General features: G+C 66.2%; 18 protein-coding genes. 13 read left to right on the plus strand and 5 right to left on the minus strand.

The annotated features are described in order from the left end of the window. Window positions 1-27 precede the first annotated feature (27 nt). Window positions 28-927 carry a hypothetical protein gene (locus tag BUB09_RS08100; protein WP_139250192.1) on the minus strand — a complete coding sequence of 300 codons (900 nt, stop codon included), beginning with the start codon at window positions 925-927 and terminating at the stop codon, window positions 28-30. Between the two features lie 228 nt (window positions 928-1155). Between BUB09_RS08100 and BUB09_RS08105 the strand changes: the two genes are divergently transcribed. From BUB09_RS08105 to BUB09_RS08115, 3 genes are all read left to right on the plus strand, one after another. Further along, complete coding sequence (locus tag BUB09_RS08105; protein ID WP_245793188.1) at window positions 1156-2100, plus strand: PhzF family phenazine biosynthesis protein; 945 nt, start codon at window positions 1156-1158, stop codon at window positions 2098-2100. 20 nt (window positions 2101-2120) lie between these two features. Further along, on the plus strand, window positions 2121-2594 hold the full coding sequence (locus BUB09_RS08110) for a hypothetical protein (protein ID WP_072896449.1): 474 nt from the start codon (window positions 2121-2123) through the stop codon (window positions 2592-2594). Window positions 2595-3041: 447 nt separating this feature from the next. Then, on the plus strand, window positions 3042-3404 hold the full coding sequence (locus BUB09_RS08115; RefSeq protein ID WP_072896451.1) for an MGMT family protein: 363 nt from the start codon (window positions 3042-3044) through the stop codon (window positions 3402-3404). A gap of 74 nt (window positions 3405-3478) precedes the next feature. Here BUB09_RS08115 and BUB09_RS08120 read toward each other — a convergent pair whose 3' ends face one another. Next, window positions 3479-5545: a M13 family metallopeptidase gene (locus BUB09_RS08120; protein ID WP_072896452.1), complete on the minus strand. Its 2067-nt coding sequence runs from the start codon at window positions 5543-5545 to the stop codon at window positions 3479-3481. Window positions 5546-5647: 102 nt separating this feature from the next. Then, window positions 5648-6232 carry a lysoplasmalogenase gene (locus BUB09_RS08125; protein WP_175550139.1) on the minus strand — a complete coding sequence of 195 codons (585 nt, stop codon included), beginning with the start codon at window positions 6230-6232 and terminating at the stop codon, window positions 5648-5650. Between the two features lie 199 nt (window positions 6233-6431). Between BUB09_RS08125 and msrB the strand changes: the two genes are divergently transcribed. Together msrB and BUB09_RS08135 are read left to right on the plus strand one after the other, a co-directional pair. Continuing rightward, window positions 6432-6839: a peptide-methionine (R)-S-oxide reductase MsrB gene (msrB, locus tag BUB09_RS08130; protein WP_072896455.1), complete on the plus strand. Its 408-nt coding sequence runs from the start codon at window positions 6432-6434 to the stop codon at window positions 6837-6839. Further along, window positions 6839-7540, plus strand: coding sequence for a type 1 glutamine amidotransferase (locus BUB09_RS08135; RefSeq protein WP_072896457.1), 702 nt, complete (start codon window positions 6839-6841; stop codon window positions 7538-7540). The genes msrB and BUB09_RS08135 overlap by 1 nt, the downstream gene beginning before the upstream one ends. 49 nt (window positions 7541-7589) lie before the next feature. On the opposite strand, the gene BUB09_RS08140 is transcribed toward BUB09_RS08135, so the two are convergent. Next, on the minus strand, window positions 7590-8723 hold the full coding sequence (locus tag BUB09_RS08140) for a glycosyltransferase family protein (RefSeq protein ID WP_072896458.1): 1134 nt from the start codon (window positions 8721-8723) through the stop codon (window positions 7590-7592). Window positions 8724-8866: 143 nt separating this feature from the next. Between BUB09_RS08140 and BUB09_RS08145 the strand changes: the two genes are divergently transcribed. The 5 genes from BUB09_RS08145 to BUB09_RS08165 all read left to right on the plus strand — a co-directional run bounded on the left by BUB09_RS08145 (window position 8867) and on the right by BUB09_RS08165 (window position 13987). Beyond that, a complete protein-coding gene (locus BUB09_RS08145; protein ID WP_072896460.1) occupies window positions 8867-9613 on the plus strand; it encodes a TerC family protein in 747 nt (248 codons plus the stop codon). Beyond that, complete coding sequence (locus BUB09_RS08150; protein WP_072896462.1) at window positions 9610-9993, plus strand: RidA family protein; 384 nt, start codon at window positions 9610-9612, stop codon at window positions 9991-9993. Before BUB09_RS08145 ends, BUB09_RS08150 begins: the two co-directional genes overlap by 4 nt. A gap of 27 nt (window positions 9994-10020) precedes the next feature. Continuing rightward, window positions 10021-12135, plus strand: coding sequence for an ATP-dependent DNA helicase RecG (gene recG / locus BUB09_RS08155; protein WP_072896463.1), 2115 nt, complete (start codon window positions 10021-10023; stop codon window positions 12133-12135). Between the two features lie 39 nt (window positions 12136-12174). Next, a complete protein-coding gene (ubiA, locus tag BUB09_RS08160; protein ID WP_072896465.1) occupies window positions 12175-13056 on the plus strand; it encodes a 4-hydroxybenzoate octaprenyltransferase in 882 nt (293 codons plus the stop codon). A 67-nt stretch (window positions 13057-13123) separates the two neighbouring features. Continuing rightward, a complete protein-coding gene (locus tag BUB09_RS08165; protein WP_084083257.1) occupies window positions 13124-13987 on the plus strand; it encodes an alpha/beta hydrolase in 864 nt (287 codons plus the stop codon). A gap of 9 nt (window positions 13988-13996) precedes the next feature. Here BUB09_RS08165 and BUB09_RS08170 read toward each other — a convergent pair whose 3' ends face one another. After that, complete coding sequence (locus BUB09_RS08170) at window positions 13997-14755, minus strand: ComF family protein (protein WP_139250193.1); 759 nt, start codon at window positions 14753-14755, stop codon at window positions 13997-13999. Window positions 14756-14788: 33 nt separating this feature from the next. Here BUB09_RS08170 and bioB point away from each other — a divergent pair, with 33 nt between their 5' ends. The 3 genes from bioB to bioD are packed head-to-tail and all read left to right on the plus strand — an operon-like array spanning window position 14789 to window position 17795. After that, complete coding sequence (bioB, locus tag BUB09_RS08175; RefSeq protein ID WP_072896468.1) at window positions 14789-15847, plus strand: biotin synthase BioB; 1059 nt, start codon at window positions 14789-14791, stop codon at window positions 15845-15847. Between the two features lie 40 nt (window positions 15848-15887). Beyond that, window positions 15888-17075 (plus strand): 8-amino-7-oxononanoate synthase, encoded by a 1188-nt coding sequence (bioF, locus tag BUB09_RS08180; RefSeq protein ID WP_072896470.1) that lies wholly within the window; start codon window positions 15888-15890, stop codon window positions 17073-17075. 15 nt (window positions 17076-17090) lie between these two features. Then, complete coding sequence (gene bioD / locus BUB09_RS08185; RefSeq protein ID WP_084083258.1) at window positions 17091-17795, plus strand: dethiobiotin synthase; 705 nt, start codon at window positions 17091-17093, stop codon at window positions 17793-17795. The last annotated feature ends 61 nt before the right edge of the window (window positions 17796-17856 follow it).

The following is a 17856-nucleotide window of genomic DNA, read 5'->3' on the forward strand; positions in this document are numbered from 1 at the left end:
TTCCGAGTGCGCTACCGCTTCGAAAACTTAGCTGCCCGAGGTAACCGGAACCACGATCGTCGTCGGTGCGTTCTGCACAGCGGTCTTAACCGAGGCCAGCGTAGCGGCCGGAACCGTGTAGGTCTGGGCAATACGGTCAAGTGCCGTCACAAGCTGCGCCTGGATGCCGTCGATCGTAGACGGTGAAGCGCCGACCAACGACGAGACGAACGCAAACGGATCGACACCACTGGTGGCGGCCGCCTGGGCAATCGCTGCAAGCAGCAGCGAGTACGGATCGGAAATACCGGTAGACGTCGCGTTGACCGTCGGCGGCAGCGCCGTGATGCTGCTCAGGCCAAAGGCTTGGGCCAGAACGGTGTTGGCGTTGCTGGCGGCAGCTGCGTTCGGAATCGCACCACCTGCCGCGTTGGAAGCAGCACGCAGCTGCAGGGCGGCGAGGTTAGTCAGCGGCGTCACCGCGATCGAGCCATTGCCGGCGGCAACGGCCAGCGACGAGATGACGGCCGAAATCGGAGCCGGCAGTGGTAGCGTGGTGCCGGTGGCTTCATTGAAGTACGTCGCGCCGGCCGCCGGAGCGCAAGTGACCAGCAGCGCCTCGTCTTCAGGCAGTTCGCCGACCAGCGTGAAGCTGATCAGGCCTTCGGCATTTGAGCTTGCCGTGCCGTAGCTGACCTGACCGTTGAAAGAGGTGACCGTGCAAGCCGCACCAAAGATGGCGCCCTTGGCAGCCTTGGAAGTGAACGGGGTTTCCGGAGCGGCGCTACCGCGGCCACCGTTGCAAGCGGCCAGCACCATAGCAGCGGCACCGGCAAGAATCAGACTACGAATACGGAACTGCGACATAACGGTCTCCCAAAGCCTCTCGGCGTAAAAATTCAAAAGTGGCAGATGTAGAAGGCTGCCAATAGATTGACCAGCCGCCAAGCCGGCGCTGTGCCTCTGATCGATTCCCCAACCTGATGCTTACATATAGCGTAAGAAAATGCACCAGACAAATGTTACCGCTAAAGGATCTATATGCGGCCTGCCTGCGTTGTTGCTGCGGTTTCTGCACAGCAAGTTTCAGGCCTGTAGGTGACTCGACGGTGACAATCGTACCGGTATTGCATCTTTTTGCGAACTCGAAGGGGCCGGCACGGGAGCATAACCGCAGTGCTGAACCTCACCTTGTGCGACAACTCACGTAGGTGGCTCATGAACTACGCAGTACTTGATGTATTCACTGATCGCGCCTTGTGCGGCAATCCGCTGGCCGTGGTCGAGGGGGCTGACGCGCTGGATTCGCCGCGAATGCAGGCGATTGCACGCGAATTCAACTTGAGCGAGACCGTGTTCGTGCTGGCTCCCGAGCGCGGCGGTGATGTCCGGCTGCGAATCTTTACGCCGACCCAGGAGTTGCCCTTTGCCGGACACCCTACGATCGGAGCCGCTTGCTGGCTTGAGCAAACCGGGCGGTTGCGATCGGCGCGTGGCCGCGCGACGCGCATTGAGGAAGCCGTGGGCATCGTGCCAGTGCGGGTGTTCGTTGAGTCGAACGGACTGCCGTACGCACAACTGACGACCGCGGTGCTGCCTCGATTCGCTCCCGCCATCGGCTCAGCGTCGCGGGTCGCCGCGCTGCTGGGACTGACGGTTGACGACATAAACGCGGGTGGCGACGTCCTTCGCAGTGCCGACTGCGGCGTGCCTTACAACCTGGTCGAACTCACGTCGCTGGACGCCCTCGCAAGGGCGCATCTTGGCCGGACGCCGGACGCATCCGGTGAGGATGCAGGCGCACCACAGTCGTTCTATTTGTATCACCCGCTGCCTGCGGCCGCCGACGGTACGGCGCTGCTGCGTGCGCGTATGCTGTCGTTCGACTTGGGCGTGGCCGAAGACCCGGCGACCGGTTCGGCAGCGGCGGCTTTATGCGGGCACTTGGCGGACCGGCTTGCAGAGCGTTCCGGTACATTCCGCTGGCGCATTATCCAGGGCGTCGAGATGGGGCGCCCCAGCACCCTCGACATCGAGGCCGATAAGCTGGATGGCCGTATTACCGCCATCCGCGTCGGTGGTTACGCGGTGATCGTGGCGCGCGGGCAGTTGATGATTTGAAGATCGATCGAGCGCTACTCATGTCCAGATTTCCCGCTGGTACCTTGTTATTGGCCGCTCTGATCGGCATGGCCAACGTCGCTTGCACGCCGCGTTTTTATCAGCGCACGACCGTGGCGCTCGAGGTCGGCGACGAGGAGGCCGTTCAGATTCGCTACGGCGAACTGGATAGCTGTCTGCTTCGTCGGCAAGTACCGGTCGACTATGTGATCCGCCGCCCGCGGTACACCTTGCAGATCCGTCCTGTGCCGGGCCTCGAGACGCCGGCGCGGCTTGAATTGCGCTTGCAGGCCGGCGCCAACGGTACGCTGCAGTTCCCCGATCTGGCGGAAGAGCCGCAGGCCTTGTTTGCAGAGCTCGGTGTGCGCTACGTGGTTGATACGGCGGCGCTCAATGGCGTGCTGAACCTGCAGGTTCGGCGCGGCAACGAAGAGTTGGGTCGCGAGCGGTTCAAGTTGTCGGCCGGTCAGTGCCGAGTGCTGTCACCGAACTGATCGGGGCAAATCGCAGGCAAAAAAAAGCGGCAAGCTCTTTCGAGTGCCGCCGAAGTTCTGCTGAAGGGAACAGCAGGGGGAGTTAGGGGTGCGAACCGTTTCGCGTGATTTGAGTGTCCTCCCGTGGAAGCGTCGCGACGCGCTGCGGACGACGGGCGGCAGCGATCGAGGCAGTAGCCGGGCGAGTGGACCGGATATTGCCCACCCGTTACGCACCTGAACGGTGCGTCATCGCCCTGGGTTGAGGCGTCTGTCGGGGGCGGCCTCCAGGCGGTGCTGCGTAGGAAGCGGCGGCGCTTCGCGTCGCGTGGCTGATGTGCTGGACTGCAGATGCCATGACACCCGGCTGCCGCGAGGTCAAAACCCGGAATGGAGTGCGGAGTCGGGCCATCACTTACGATCAATCTCACGTTTCGACCGATCGCCCAGGCCATCTGGACGCCACCCATGTCAAGTCGCCGACCATCCCCGTTTGACGCCGACGCTGCCCAGGATCGGATTGCGGCGGTGGTCCGCCGCATCCCGCTCGGTTGTGTTGCAACCTACGGCGACGTCGCGGCAGCGGCCGGGCTGCCGGGTCGCGCGCGTATGGTCGGGCGCTATCTCGGCGCGGTCGACGGTGTCGACGCCTTGCCCTGGCACCGAGTGATCGCGGCAGGGGGCCGTATTGCGTTGCAGGACGGCAGTGCCAGCCGTACCACGCAGCTGCGCCGGCTAATGGCGGAGGGCGTGACGCTGACGGGGAGCGGGCGGGTCGATCTGGCGCGCCATCGCTGGCAGCGGGGAGTGCTGGCGCCGGTGCTGGATTAGCGGCCCGGTCACGGGCCTTCCGGCCAAAAAAAGCCCCGCACGAAGGCGGGGCTTGGTCCGGCGTCAGCCGGTGCTTACCAGATCTTGATGCGTTGCTCGGGCGCCTTGTAGAGCTTGTCGCCCTCTTTGACCATGAACGCATCGGCGAACGCCGGCATGTTCACGACCACGCCGTTGCAGCGGTATTCGCTGGGCGAGTGCGGGTCGGTCTTGAGTCGCGTCAGCAGGTTTTCGTCGCGGTACTTGCGCCGCCAGACCTGCGCCCAGCCCATGAAGAAGCGCTGATCGGCCGTGATGCCGTCCATCGCCGGGCCTTCCTTTCCGTCGAGTGACAGCTGATAGGCGCGGTAGGCGATCGTCAGGCCACCGAGGTCGGCGATGTTCTCACCGAGCGTGAACTTGCCGTTGACGAAGTAGCCCTTGATTGGCTCGTAGGTGTCGTATTGCGCGGCGAGCGCGGCCCCTAGCGCCTGGAACTTCTTGTTGTCCTCGTCCGACCACCAGTTCTTCAGGTTGCCGTCACCGTCGTACTGCGCACCCTGGTCATCGAAGCCATGGCTGATCTCGTGGCCGATCACGGCACCGATGCCGCCGTAGTTGACCGCGTCGTCCGCGTTCGGGTCGAAGAACGGCGGCTGCAGGATCGCGGCCGGGAACACGATCTCGTTCATTTCCGGGTTGTAGTAGGCATTGACCGTCTGCGGCGTCATGCCCCACTCGTTGCGATCGATCGGCTTGCCCAGCTTGGCGATATTGCGGTCGTACTCGAACGCGGCGGCGCGGACGCTGTTGCCGACGACGTCACCGGCTGTGATTTGCAGCTTGCCGTAGTCCCGCCACTGGTTCGGATAGCCGATCTTGTAGGTGAACTTGGACAGCTTCACGCGTGCGGCTTTCTTGGTCTCGTCGCTCATCCAGACCAGTTCACCGATCGCGCCTTCATAGGCCTTCAGCAGGTTTTTGACCAGCGCTTCCATCCGCGCCTTGCTGGCGGCCGGGAAGTGGCGCTCGACGTAGACCTGGCCGACAGCTTCGCCCATCGCGGTTTCGATGCCGTCCACGCCCCGCTTCCAGCGCGGCCGGTTTTCCTTGACGCCGTTGAGCGTCTGCGAGTTGAACGCAAAGTCCTCATCGACGAAGGCCTTGCCCAGCAGCGGCGCGCGCGTGTGCAGCACCTGCCACTTGAAGTACGCGCGCCAGGCCTCGACCGGCGTCGTCTTGATCACCTGCCCCAGTGCGGTGACGTAAGTGGGCTGTGACACCAGCACCTGCTTGAGCGAGCCGTAGCCCACCGCCGGCAAGTACGCCGACCAGTCGAGTTCGCTGGTCAGCGTGGCGAGCTTGGCCGGTTCGTACGGGTTGTAGGTCTTGACCGGATCGCGGTTCTCGACCTTGTCCCAATGGCCCTTGGCGATCGCCGTTTCCAGCGCCAGCACGGCGTCCGCCGACTTGCCGGCGTCGGCAATCCCGGCCAGCTCGAACAGCTTCTGGATGTGCGCCACGTAGGCCTTGCGGATGCCGGTGAATTTCTCGTCCTGGATCAGGTAGTAGTCACGATCGGGCAAACCCAGGCCCGCCTGATACAGGTCGCCGGCGTACTGGGTCGAGTCCTTGGCGTCCTGGTGCACGTACGGGTACAGCGGCACCGACACGCCGGTGCGGGCCAACTCCGCCATCAGCACGGCAATGCCGGCCTTGTCCTTCAGCGCATCGATGCGTGCCAGCTCGGGCTCCACCGGCTTGAGTCCGGCCGCCTCGATCGCGGCTTCGTCCATAAAGCTGGCGTAGTAGTCACCGACTTTCTGCTCGATGCTGCCGGGCGCCTTGTCCGGCTTGGCGGCCAGTTCTTCAATGATCGCGCGCAGCTGCAGTTCGGCGTCGTCCGACAGTTTGGTGAACGAGCCGTAGTTTGAGCGGTCGGCGGGAATCTCGATGTTCTTCAGCCAGTTGCCATCAACGGCGCGGTACAGGTCGTCCTGCGGACGCACGCTGGTGTCGAAGTTGGCCTTGTCGATGCCCGAGCTGAGCACGACCGGTGCGGCCACGTCCTCGACGGGCGCGGCGGGCACCGCTGCGGGCTTTTTGCCGCAGGCGGCCAAGGTCAGCGCGCAGCACGCTGCCGCAATCAGGGTTTGTCTCATCTATCTGTTCTCCATGAGGGCAGGGCCGCCGACGGTGCGGGGCCCCATCGGCCGATTGTTGCGCATTGCGGGCCGGCGGGTCGATTTACCGGCTCGAGCCGCTCAGCCCCAGCGCGATATCGCGATCAGGCCGATCGCCAGCCAGTAGCTGCCCAGGATCAGCGGCTGCGCGCCGCGATAGGGACCGACGAACTGGCGTACGGCGAGCACCGAGTCCGACAGACCGAACACCAGAGCCCCGGCAAGCGCCAGCGCGCTGGCCGGACCGGGCAGGGTGCGATATGCGGTCGCGGCGGCGAGCACCATCAACGTCAGCACGATGCCGTAGGCCAGCGTCGGCAGCTTCAAGGGGCCGGTGCGGGGTAACAACCATCGGAAAAACAGCACCGCATAGGCGACGAAGGCGAGAGTCCAGACGGGCGGCCGTGATGGGTTCGTGATCGTGCCTGCAAATTCGGCGACGAACGCAAGATGCGCGACGAAGAAACTGCTTAGGCCGGCGAGAAAGGCTTTGTCGCCATCGAACATCAGCGCGATGTCGCCGACGATCGCGAACACGAAGGCCGCCAGCAGCAGGGTCGTCGGCGCCTGGGCTGCGACCAGAAGGGAGCCGGCGATCATCGCGCTGGTCAGCGGCTTGAGCAGCAAGAACAGTACGGGCCGCCGGCCCCTGCGTTCGGCGATCACTTCGCAGCCGATCGCCAGCAGCCCGCTGACGACGGATGCGCACAAAAAATGAATCGGTTGCAACGTGGCCAACATGGCGCTCCTTGGTCCTGGCGTTGAAAATGCAGGTAATGGCTCGATCTAAGTCGGGCTTGTGGTTCAACCCCGCTAGCGTGACGGCAATGCCGCCGCGCAGCCAGTACCCCTTTGCGAGGACCCGATGAGCTCTCCGATTGTCGAAAAGATCGTCAAGACCGACGCCGAATGGCGCGCCCAGCTCACGCCCGAGCAGTATCAAGTGACGCGCCGCGGCGGCACCGAATGCGCGTTTACCGGCGAGTTGTGGGACGACCATCGCGACGGCTTCTTCCGCTGTGTCTGCTGCGATACGCGGCTGTTCGATTCCCGCGCCAAATTCGAGTCGGGCACCGGCTGGCCGAGCTTTTTCCGCCCCGCCGAAGGTGCGCCGATCGCCACGCATGACGACACCAGCTACGGCATGCGCCGCATCGAAGTCACCTGCGGACGCTGCGATGCACACTTGGGCCACGTGTTTCCTGACGGCCCGGCACCGACGCGGCTGCGCTACTGCATCAACTCTGCGGCGCTGAAGTTCGAATCCCGCTGATGCGCGTTCACTGGCTGCAGCACGCAGCCGAGGACGGGCTCGGCTGTATCGCGCCCTGGCTCGCGCAGCGCGGCCATCGGGTGACGCACACCGCGATGTTTCGCGGTGATCCGCTGCCGCCCCGTGACGACTTCGATGCGTTGCTGATCATGGGCGGTTCGATGAACGTCGATCAGGAAGCGCAGTACCCGTGGCTGCGCGACGAAAAGCGCTTCATCGCCGATGTTCTGGCCGATGCTGGCAAGCGTGTGTTCGGCATCTGCCTGGGCGCACAGCTGATCGCCGAGCAGTGCGGCGCATGGGTCGGTCGCAATGCGCAGCCCGAAGTCGGCTGGTGGGATATCGAACTGACCGATGCCGGGTGTGCGTTTGCGCCGATGGCCGACTGGCCGGCCCGCGTGCCGATGTTCCATTGGCATGGCGATACCTTCGAGCTGCCGCCCGGTGCGCAGCGCTTGGCCTTCAGCCAAGCCTGCGCGCAGCAGGCTTTCGTGCTCGATCAGGGCCGTGTATTGGCCGTGCAGTTCCATCCCGAAGTCACGTCGGACAGCGTGCGCGTCTGGTTGCAGCATCCGGACAGCCACCCGTCGCCAGGTCCGTTCGTGCAGTCGGTCGAGCGCATGCGCGACGATGAAGCCGGTTTTGCCCGCGCCAACCAGCTGCTGCATTCATTGCTTGACCGCTGGCTGGTGTCGGCCTGACCGGTCCGCCGGGTACGACCCGAACCGCGGGCTCCGAGTCGCGGGGCATTCAGGCTTGAGCGCGGCTCACTCGGCGGCCTGTGCGCGGCTTGGCCTTGCTGCGCCGCGGCTGACGGACCAGCTCACCGATATAGCGATGCAGCGTTTCGATCGCGTCCTTGCGCCCGTCGCGCGCATGCTCGTGCATGTGCGACCGATACCAAGCCTCGTTGCCGAGGAAGCGATCGATGTCGCTCGGCGTCAACGTCGCGATATCGCCGCGCATGCCCACGCCCATGCGTTCGATCATGCAGGCGTTCAAGCGCTGCTCGAAGGCTTGTTCCGGCAATGCCAGGATTGGCTTGCCGAAGTGGATCGCTTCGCCGATCAGTTGATTGCCGGCCGTCGAGATCACGGCGCGGCACTGAGCCAGATCGTTGATGAACCACTCGTTGCTCGGCGCGCGGTATTCGATATTGCCTTGCCGGCCGCGGCGCGGCGTGCCGTAGACCACGACCGGGTGATCGAGCAGCTGTAGCGCGCGCTCGACCTGCGGCCGGTACTGGTGCTCGCCCTTGTTGAAGTAGGCCAGCAGGTAGTCCTTGCTGGCCGGGCGCCCCGCAGCGCTGGCGCGCAGCACCTCGTCGCGCAGCATCGGGCCGACGATCCGGGTGCCGGGATGACGCGGCTCAGCTGGATAGAAGCTCGAAATCAGCGTCCGGTCGGGTTGGCCCATCAATGCCCGATAGCCGATCGCATCGCGCATGCCGGTCAGCCACAGGTCGGCAGGGAAGTGTGGCTTGCACCAGGCAATGATGCCGACGTGATCGAAGCTGATGCGCGGCAGCTTGAGCTTCTCGGCCGCGCGATGGCACCAGGCCTCGCTGTCGGAGATCACCAGTTGGATGCCGCGGTCGCGGAACTCGCGCTGCACTTGTTCGATGCCGGGACCGCCCAGCAGCAAATCAGCCAGCGGGCCGGCGTTTTCGCCCACCGTGCGCGGCAGCGAATGCTGGCCGCGCTCGTTATAGCGGTAGCCGATCATCGGAATCCGCACCGTCGGGAACAGCGGGGCCAGCACGTCGTAGGCGTCACCGGCGGTAAACACGGTGACTTCGTGTTCCTGCATCAGCTGCGGCAGCACGCTGAGGCTGCGCATCGCATGGCCGCGCCCATAACCCATTACGCCGTAGGCAATCCGCATGTCAGCGCTCCTGACCGATCGGTTCGAGGCGGCAGTGTGGCAATGCTGCTTGCCGGCCTGATGATCGTTGCGAGAACTTTTCGTTACAGGCCGATGCCAGGGTTTATCATCTGCCGCCCCGTAGACGCCCGACCGATTCCCCCATGCTCAATGCCTTGGCCAGTCCCGAAATCTGGGCCGCGCTGCTGACCCTGACCGCGCTCGAGATCGTGCTCGGCATCGACAACGTGATCTTTCTGTCGATCATCGCCAGCAAATTACCGGCGGAACAGCAGGCCCGTGCCCGCACGCTCGGCTTGGCCGGCGCACTGCTGACCCGAGTGGCACTGCTGTTTTCGCTGTCGTGGCTGGCCAGTCTGGTGCGGCCGATGTTGTCGATCGGCAGCTTCGAGGTGTCGGGCCGTGACATGGTGCTGTTCTTCGGCGGCTTGTTCCTGCTGTACAAGGCCGGCAAGGAAATCGGCGAGATGCTCGGCGACGCTCATGCTGCCGGCAGCCCCGAATCGCGCCGCGCGCCGCCATCGTTCGTGGCGGCGATCGTCCAGATCATGATTCTCGACATCGTGTTTTCGCTGGATTCGGTGATCACTGCGGTCGGGATGACCAACAACCTGCCGGTCATGGTCGCCGCGATCACGATCGCGATCATCACGATGATGTTTTTCGCCGGCCCGCTCGCGGCGTTCGTCGATCGTCACCCGACGGTCAAGATGCTGGCGCTGGCGTTTTTGATTTTGGTGGGCTTGGTGCTGGTGGTCGAAGGCCTGCATCACCACGTGTCCAAGGGGTATGTCTACGTCGCGATGGGCTTTTCAGTGGCCGTCGAGTTGCTGAATCTGCGGCTGCGGCACAAGCTTGGCGCGTCTGCCCAACACCCCGAACGCCCATGAGCCGCCGCATCATCCACACCGACGACGCGCCTGCCGCGATCGGCACTTATTCGCAGGCCGTGGCCTGCGGCAACACGGTCTATCTGTCGGGCCAGATCCCGCTGGACCCGAAGACGATGACGCTGGTCAACGCCACCATCGATGACGAGATCCATCAGGTGTTCAAGAACCTGTCGGCCGTCTGCAAGGCCGCAGGCGGCTCGCTGGCGGACATCGCCAAGCTCAACGTCTACCTGACCGATCTGACGCATTTCCCGAAGGTCAACGAGATCATGGCTGGCTACTTCAGCCCGCCGTACCCGGCCCGGGCTGCGGTCGGCGTCGCGGCGCTGCCCAAGGGCGCGCAAGTCGAGGCCGAAGCGGTGATGGTCCTCGGCTGATCCGGGGCCGTCGCATCGGGTTTTGATCTGGGCACCCGCGCCGCCAAGGCCCGTGCCAAGCCGGTCGCCGCGCAGCCGCCGCGCATCGACCTACGGACGCGGCTGGCCGACTGGCCCGCGGCCGGACCGCAGATCGCCGGTTCGCTGCGCAACCTCGGCCTGGAAACCATCGGCGATCTGCTGTTTCACCTGCCGCAGCGTTATCAGGACCGCAGCCGGCTGACGCCGATCGCCAGCCTGGTCGACGGCCAGGACGCGCTGGTGCGTGCGCGGGTCGAAATCACCGATGTGCGCTATGCCGGCCGCCGGCAACTGCGCGTCGTGCTGTCCGACGAAGGTCGCGGCTTGTTGCTGCGCTTCTTTCATTTCAACGAAGGCCAGCGCGCGGCGTTTGCGGCCGGGCGCTGGGTGCAGGCCTACGGCAGCGTGCGCTTCGGCAGCAGCGGGCCGGAAATGGTCCATCCCGAATACCGCGTTGCCGACGACGAGCATGCGTTCCAGACGTCCGACGCGCTGACGCCGGTTTATCCGCTGACGGCCGGCATCACCCAGCCTCGATTGCGGCGACTGATCGAAGCCGCGCTGCGGCTGGCGACGACCGACGTGCATCTCGCCGCCCAGCTGCCTGGCCTTCCGGCGCCGGATTCGCTGCCGGCGCTGCGCAGCTTGCACGCGCCGGCCGGTGCCGCCGATGCGACGCTGTTGATCGAAGGCACGCACCCGGCGCAGCAGCGGCTGATCCGCGAAGAGCTGTTGGCGCACCAGCTGTGCATGCGGCTGCTGCGGCGCCAGGTGCGGACGCGGCCGGCGCCGTCGCTGGGCGATCTGCCGGCCAGCGCCGATGCGCTCGAAGCGGTGCTGCCGTTCCGCTTCACCGGCGCACAGCGACGCGTCATCGGCGACGTCGCCCGCGACCTCGAAGCGCGCCGGCCGATGCTGCGGTTGGTTCAGGGCGATGTCGGCAGCGGCAAGACGGTGGTCGCGGCAGCCGCGATGCTGGCCGCGGCGCGTGCCGGCTACCAGAGCGCACTGATGGCGCCAACCGAACTGCTGGCCGAGCAGCACTACGCCAATTTGTCGCGCTGGTTCACGCCGCTGGGCATCGACGTCGAATATCTGGCCGGCAAGATGAAGAAGAGCGAGCGCGAGCAGCGTCTGGCACGCGTGTCGAGCGGCGCAGCGCCGATCGTCGTCGGCACGCACGCGGTGTTTCAGCAAAGCGTGGCCTTTGACCGGCTCGCGCTGGTCGTGGTCGACGAGCAACACCGCTTCGGTGTGCAGCAGCGCTTGTCCTTGCGCGACAAGGGGCCGCAGGGCAGCTCGCCGCATCAGCTGATCATGTCGGCGACGCCGATCCCGCGCACGCTGGCGCAGACGGTGTACGCCGATCTGGACGTGTCGGTGATCGACGAATTGCCGCCCGGCCGCACGCCGGTGACGACCGTGGTCGTCAACAACGTCAAGCGCGACGAGGTGCTGACGCGGATCGCCGACGCCTGCCGCGCCGGCCGCCAGGTGTATTGGGTGTGCACGCTGATCGAAGAATCCGAGGAGCTCGACGCGCAAGCGGCCGAAGCGACGGCCGAGCGGCTCAAGGCCGAGCTCAGCGACATCCGCGTCGGCCTGGTCCACGGCCGTCTCAAGTCCGATGAAAAAGACGCGCAGATGCGCGACTTCAAGAACGGCGACACGCAGCTGCTGGTGGCGACCACGGTGATCGAAGTCGGTGTCGACGTGCCCAATGCCAGCATCATGGTCATCGAAAATGCCGAGCGGCTCGGCTTGGCGCAGTTGCACCAGTTGCGCGGCCGCGTCGGGCGCGGTGCCACGGCCAGCCAGTGCGTGCTGCTGTATCAGCTGCCGCTGTCGAATACCGCCAAGAGCCGCCTCGAGACGATGCGCTCGACGACGGATGGATTCCGGATTGCCCAAGCCGACTTGGAGCTGCGCGGTCCCGGCGAAATTCTCGGCCGTCGCCAAACCGGCGTGATCGGCTTGCGCATCGCCGACCCGGTTCGTGACCAGGCGCTGATTCCGCCGTTGCAACAACTGGCCGACGACTGGCTGGAGCGTTACCCGCTTGATGCCCAGCGCTTGATTGCGCGCTGGGTCGGCGATGTCGAAAAGTACGGGCAGGTCTAGCGCCCGTCTCCGCCCAAGGGCCGATCACACACGATGCCGATGAACCCGTCTCCTGCTCCGTCGGTGGCCGAACAGCTCGCGCTGTATTGGCGCCTGATGCGTTTCGACCGCCCGATCGGCATCTACCTGTTGCTGTGGCCGACGCTGTGGGCCTTGTGGCTGGCAGCTGGCGGACTGCCGCCGTTGCCGGTGCTGCTGGTGTTTGTGCTCGGCACGGTGCTGATGCGCGCGGCGGGCTGCGTCGTCAACGATCTGGCCGATCGTGATTTCGATCCGCACGTGGCGCGCACCGCGAGCCGGCCGATCGCCGCAGGCTTGGTGGCGCCGCAGCAGGCGATACGCCTCGCCGTGGTGCTGGCGCTGATCGCCTTCGGCCTGACCGCGTCGCTACATAACGTGCCGGTGCTGTACTGGTCGGTGCCGGCGGTGGCGATCGCCACGATCTACCCGTTCATGAAGCGCTACATCAGCGTGCCGCAAGCGGTGCTGGGCCTGGCGTTTTCCTGGGGCATTCCGATGGCGTACCAAGCCGTGCAGCAACGGGTGCCGCTGCTTGAAGCCGGGCTGTTGATGGCGGCGAACTTCTGTTGGGTGGTGGCATACGACACGTATTACGCGATGGCCGATCGCGATGACGATCTGAAGATTGGCGTCAAATCCAGCGCCATTTTCTTCGGACGCTACGACCGCGCAGCGGTGATCGCGCTGCAATTGCTTGCTCTGGGATTGCTGCTGACCGTCGGTCTGTTGCGCGACTTGGCTTGGCCTTACGCGGCGGGCCTTGCCGCTGCACTGGTCACCGTGCTGCATCAAGCCTGGATTACACGCGACCGGATTCCGGCGGTCTGTTTCCAGGCATTTTTGAGCAACAACCGCTTTGGCGCGCTGGTGTTCGTCGGCCTGCTGCTGGCGCTGCGCTAGTGGGGCCGCTGCGTCCGCCCCGGCGGGCCGGCCGTACAAGGGTGCATTCCCGACGCTGGAGCTTGCCTTGTACCGTTTGCTAAGCCTGTTGCTGACCGCCGCCTTCGGCGCCACGGGTTGCACGATCCACCAAGGACGCCCCGACGGCCCGGCTCCGCTGCGGATCGACAGCAGCTACCAGATTCGCCGCGACCAGGTGTTCACGCCGCCGGGCTGGCCCGCGGCGCTGCTGGCCGATGTCTATGTTCCCGAAGGCGAGGGCCCGTTCCCGGCCGTACTGGTGATTCACGGCGGTGGCTGGGAAAGCGGTGACCGGGCTCAGGTCAAAGGCTTGGCCGAGCGCATCGCGCGCCGTGGCTATGTCGCGGTGAACACGACCTATCGACTGGCGCCGGGCGCGATCTTTCCGGCGCAGCTGCAGGACGTGCAGCAGGCCGTGTTGTGGATGCGCGCGCAGGCCGCGACCTACCGGATCGATCCGACCCGCATCGGTGCATTCGGCTATTCGGCCGGTGCCCATTTGGCGGCGCTGCTTGGCGGCATCGGCGAAGCCGGGCCCTTGGGCCAGCCTGGAGCCGCGATCAAGGCGGTCGTTGCCGGCGGAACGCCGACCGATCTGAGCAAATGGCCAGCCGGCAAGCTGGTGCCGCAGTTCATCGGCGGCAACCGCAGCCAGAAGCCGGCCGAATATCGCGCCGCGTCGCCGGTCAGCTACGTCAACGCGGGTGATCCGCCGGTGTTTCTGTACCACGGCGGCGCCGATGCGCTGGTGCCGATTGACCATGCCGAGGACTATCAGAAGCTGCTCGCTGCGGCCGACGTGCCCAACGAACTGTTCGTGCTGCGCGGACGCGGTCATATCCTGGCGTTTCTGACCGACGGCCCTGCGGTCGATGCGGCGCTGACGTTCCTCGACCGCCATCTGCGCTGAGGTCCCGGCTCAGGCGAGCCGGGTCCGCGCCACCGCCCAGACTTCGATGTCCACCGCTCCGGCGCGGCGGCAGACCCGCGCCAGCTCGTCGAACGTCGCGCCGGTGGTCATCACATCGTCGACCAGCGCAATCCGCCGTCCCTGCAGGCTGCCGCGAGCCTCGAACACGCCGCGAAGATTGGCGCGTCGCGCGGCGGCGCTCTGACCGATCTGGTCTCGGCCGCGCCGCCGGCGCCGTAGCAAGGACTCGTCCATCGGCACGCCGAGTTCCGCCGACAGCACGCGGGTGATCCGCTGAGCCTGGTTATAGCCCCGGCGCATCAGCCGGCTCCAGTGCAGCGGCACGGGCAACAGGCAGTCCGGCAAGGCCCGGCCGTCGTCGCGCAGCGCTTGCGCCATCAGCTGTGCCAACACGCGGCCGTCGGCGAACCGGGCCCGGTACTTGAGCCCGAGCAGGCTGGCGTGCACCGGCTCGGCCAGATCGAAGGCGGTCCACGCGCGGTCGAAGCGGGCGGGGCGCTCGCGACAGCGCCGGCATCGCTGGGCGCCTGCTGAGGGCAGCGCGCAACCGGGGCAGGCTTCCAGGTTCCAGGGCAGATCGCGCCGGCAGCCCGGGCAGCAGCCCTCCACGGTGTTCACGGCGGCCGCATGTGGTCGCAGGCCGCAGAACAGGCAGCGGGGCGGGGCGATCAGCGCGAGCAGCTGCCGGCAGTTGTCAACTGGATCGATCATTCGCAGGTTGACATCTCCGGTGGCGGCTAAGGACACTGACGGCTTCCCGCGACCCGACCGAAACAGGCCATGACGCAAGCTGCCGCCGCCGACGATATCCGCCACGACTGGACCCGCGCTGAGGTGCAGGCCCTGTTTGACCTGCCGTTCATGGATCTGATGTTCCGGGCCCAGCAGATGCATCGCCGCTACCACCAGCCGAACACCGTGCAGCTGTCGACGCTGCTGTCGATCAAGACCGGCGCCTGCCCCGAAGACTGTGCGTACTGCCCGCAGTCGGTGCGCTTCGAAACCGGCCTGGCCAAGGAGCCGCTGATGGAGGTGCGCGCCGTGGTCGAGGCCGCTCGCGAAGCCAAGGCCGGCGGCGCGACGCGCTTTTGCATGGGCGCCGCCTGGCGCAGTCCCAAGGATCGCGATCTGGACAAGGTCGAGGCCATGGTCCGCGAGGTCAAATCGCTGGGTCTGGAAACCTGCGTGACGCTGGGCATGTTGAAGGACCATCAGGCCAAGCGCCTGGCCGATGCCGGTCTGGACTACTACAACCACAACCTCGACACCTCGCCCGAGTACTACGAAAAAATCATCACCACGCGCACCTACGAAGACCGGCTGCAGACGCTGGAGCACGTGCGGGCCGCCGGCGTGAAGGTCTGCAGCGGCGGCATCGTCGGCATGGGCGAGCAGCAGCACGACCGCAGCGAGTTGATCCGCCAGCTGGCGACGCTGCCGGCGCATCCGGACAGCGTGCCGATCAACAATCTGGTGCAGGTCGAAGGCACGCCGCTCAACGGCGGCGACAAGCTCGATCCGCTCGACTTCGTGCGCACGATCGCGGTGGCGCGGATCACGATGCCGCGCGCTGCCGTGCGGCTGTCGGCCGGGCGCACCGAGATGAGCGACGAACTTCAGGCGCTGTGCTTCATGGCCGGCGCCAACTCGATTTTCTACGGCGACAAGCTGCTGACCACCGAAAACCCTCAGAACGTCCGTGACCGCGCGTTGATCGCGCGGCTCGGCATGTCGATCGAGGGCAAGGTCACGACCGAGGTCGCTATCGGCGACGCCCACGCCTGCCCGGTCGCTTGCGACCACCACGCGCCGGCAGCGGCCGAGGCGGCGGCGGCCTGAGGCGGTCGGCCGTTCCCGGCGCCATCCCCCGAGTTTGGCGATGAGCGTTCTCGACTCCCGGCTGGCGCCGGTGCTGGATGACCTGCGCGAGCGCTCCCTCTATCGGGTGCGTCGCAGCGTCGACGGCGCTCACGGCGTGCAGATGCGCGTCGACGGCCGCGACTGCATCAACTTCTGCAGCAACGATTACCTGGGCCTGGCGTCCGATCCCCGGCTGGCGGCTGCGGCGATGCGCGCGCTCGACCGCAGTGGAACCGGCAGCAGCGGGTCGGCGCTGATCAGCGGCTACAACACCGAACACCGCGCGCTCGAAGAAGAACTTGCCGCGTTTCTAGGCCGGCCGCGCGTGCTGTTGTTTTCGAGCGGCTGGGCCGCCAACGTCGGCGTGTTGAAGGCCTTGCTCGGTCGCGGCGACGTGGTCATTGCCGACGAGTTGAACCATGCCTCGTTGATCGACGGCGCCCGCGCCAGTGGCGCCGACTACCAGCGCGTCGCCCACGCGGATGTCGATGGCTACCGCGCTGCGCTGCAGCGAGCCGCGCTCGATGGCCGTTTTGCAATGCTGGTGGCCGACGGGGTTTTCAGCATGGACGGCGACGTCGCCGACCTGCCGGCCTTGCGCCAGCTGACGCATCAGACCGGTGCCGCGCTGATGATCGACGACGCGCACGGTCTGGGTGTGCTCGGCGCCACCGGCCGTGGCAGCGCCGAGCATTTCGGCATCGAGCCCGACGTGCTGATGGCCACGATGGGCAAGTCGCTGGGCTGCGCGGGCGGCTTGGTCGCCGGGTCCGAGACGCTGATCGAGTATCTGGTGCAGCGGGCCCGCACCTGGGTTTTTTCGACGGCGCCGCCGCCGGCGATCGCAGCCGCTGCCCGCGAAGCCCTGCGCATTATCCGCAGCGAACCCGAGTTGCGCGGCCGGCTGCTCGCCAATATCGACCGCTTCGTGCGCGGGGCGCGCGACCGCGGGCTGCCGATCAGCGAGCGTGCCGTGGCAACGCCGATCCAGCCGGTGATCGTCCATGAGGATGCGCGCGCGCTGCGTCTGTCCCGCGAACTGATGGAGCGCGGCTACTGGGTTGCGGCGATCCGCCCGCCAACCGTGCCGAGGGGCACGGCTCGGCTACGCATCACGCTGTCGGCCGCCCACGACGCGGCGCAGATCGACGGTCTGCTCGACGCCCTGGCTCAGAGTTTGACCGTCCTCGACCAAGTCAATCCGTAAGGAGTCGTTGAGCTGATGGCCACGTTATTCGTGACCGGCACCGATACCGGTGTCGGCAAGACCTACGTCAGCAGTCTGTTGCTCGCCGCGGCCCGCGCGCGCGGTATCGACGCCTGCGGCTACAAGCCGGTTGCCAGTGGTTGCGACCGCGATGCCGACGGCGCTCTGTGCAACGAGGACGCATTGGCGCTGTTGGCGGCATCCGGTGTCGACGAGCCCTACGAGGCGATCAATCCCTGTGCCTATGAGCCGCCGCTGGCACCGCATATCGCAGCCGAGCAGGCGGGGCGGCCGATCGACCCCACCGTCCTCGATCGCGGCGCCGCCGCCTTGCAGGCCCGCCACCGGCTGCTGTTGGTCGAAGGCGCTGGAGGCTGGCAGGTGCCGCTGACCGATCGCCTGAGCTTTGCCGACTGGGTCAGCGCGCACCGCTGGCCAGTGCTGCTGGTCGTCGGCATGCGGCTGGGCTGCATCAATCATGCGCTGCTGACGGTCGATTCGATCCGCCAGCGCGGCGTGCCGCTGCTCGGCTGGGTCGCCAACGAACTGCCTCCCGCGCAAGACGCGCTAGAGGCCAATGTGGCCACGCTGGTCCGCCTAATCGGTTCGCCGCCGCTGGTTCGCGTCCCGGCGGGCGCGCGGGCTGACGACGTCGGCGGCGCCCTGATCGACGCGCTGCTGGCCCGGTGGCCGCAGGCCGTGGAAGGTGCCGATCGATAAGCGTCCGCGGCCCATCCCGGATGCCGACAATGCTTGGCTGCCGATGGCCGCATCCACTACA

The organism is Hydrocarboniphaga daqingensis, from assembly GCF_900129825.1.
Taxonomy (GTDB): domain Bacteria; phylum Pseudomonadota; class Gammaproteobacteria; order Nevskiales; family Nevskiaceae; genus Hydrocarboniphaga; species Hydrocarboniphaga daqingensis.

Bases quoted from the DNA above. Each gene is read 5' to 3' on its own strand.
- BUB09_RS08110 (WP_072896449.1), top strand. From the start codon at position 2,121: ATGTCCAGATTTCCCGCTGGTACCTTGTTATTGGCCGCTCTGATCGGC.
- BUB09_RS08115 (WP_072896451.1), top strand. From the start codon at position 3,042: ATGTCAAGTCGCCGACCATCCCCGTTTGACGCCGACGCTGCCCAGGAT.
- BUB09_RS08120 (WP_072896452.1), bottom strand. From the start codon at position 5,545: ATGAGACAAACCCTGATTGCGGCAGCGTGCTGCGCGCTGACCTTGGCC.
- msrB (WP_072896455.1), top strand. From the start codon at position 6,432: ATGAGCTCTCCGATTGTCGAAAAGATCGTCAAGACCGACGCCGAATGG.
- BUB09_RS08135 (WP_072896457.1), top strand. From the start codon at position 6,839: ATGCGCGTTCACTGGCTGCAGCACGCAGCCGAGGACGGGCTCGGCTGT.
- BUB09_RS08140 (WP_072896458.1), bottom strand. From the start codon at position 8,723: ATGCGGATTGCCTACGGCGTAATGGGTTATGGGCGCGGCCATGCGATG.
- BUB09_RS08145 (WP_072896460.1), top strand. From the start codon at position 8,867: ATGCTCAATGCCTTGGCCAGTCCCGAAATCTGGGCCGCGCTGCTGACC.
- BUB09_RS08150 (WP_072896462.1), top strand. From the start codon at position 9,610: ATGAGCCGCCGCATCATCCACACCGACGACGCGCCTGCCGCGATCGGC.
- ubiA (WP_072896465.1), top strand. From the start codon at position 12,175: ATGAACCCGTCTCCTGCTCCGTCGGTGGCCGAACAGCTCGCGCTGTAT.
- bioB (WP_072896468.1), top strand. From the start codon at position 14,789: ATGACGCAAGCTGCCGCCGCCGACGATATCCGCCACGACTGGACCCGC.
- bioF (WP_072896470.1), top strand. From the start codon at position 15,888: ATGAGCGTTCTCGACTCCCGGCTGGCGCCGGTGCTGGATGACCTGCGC.
- bioD (WP_084083258.1), top strand. From the start codon at position 17,091: ATGGCCACGTTATTCGTGACCGGCACCGATACCGGTGTCGGCAAGACC.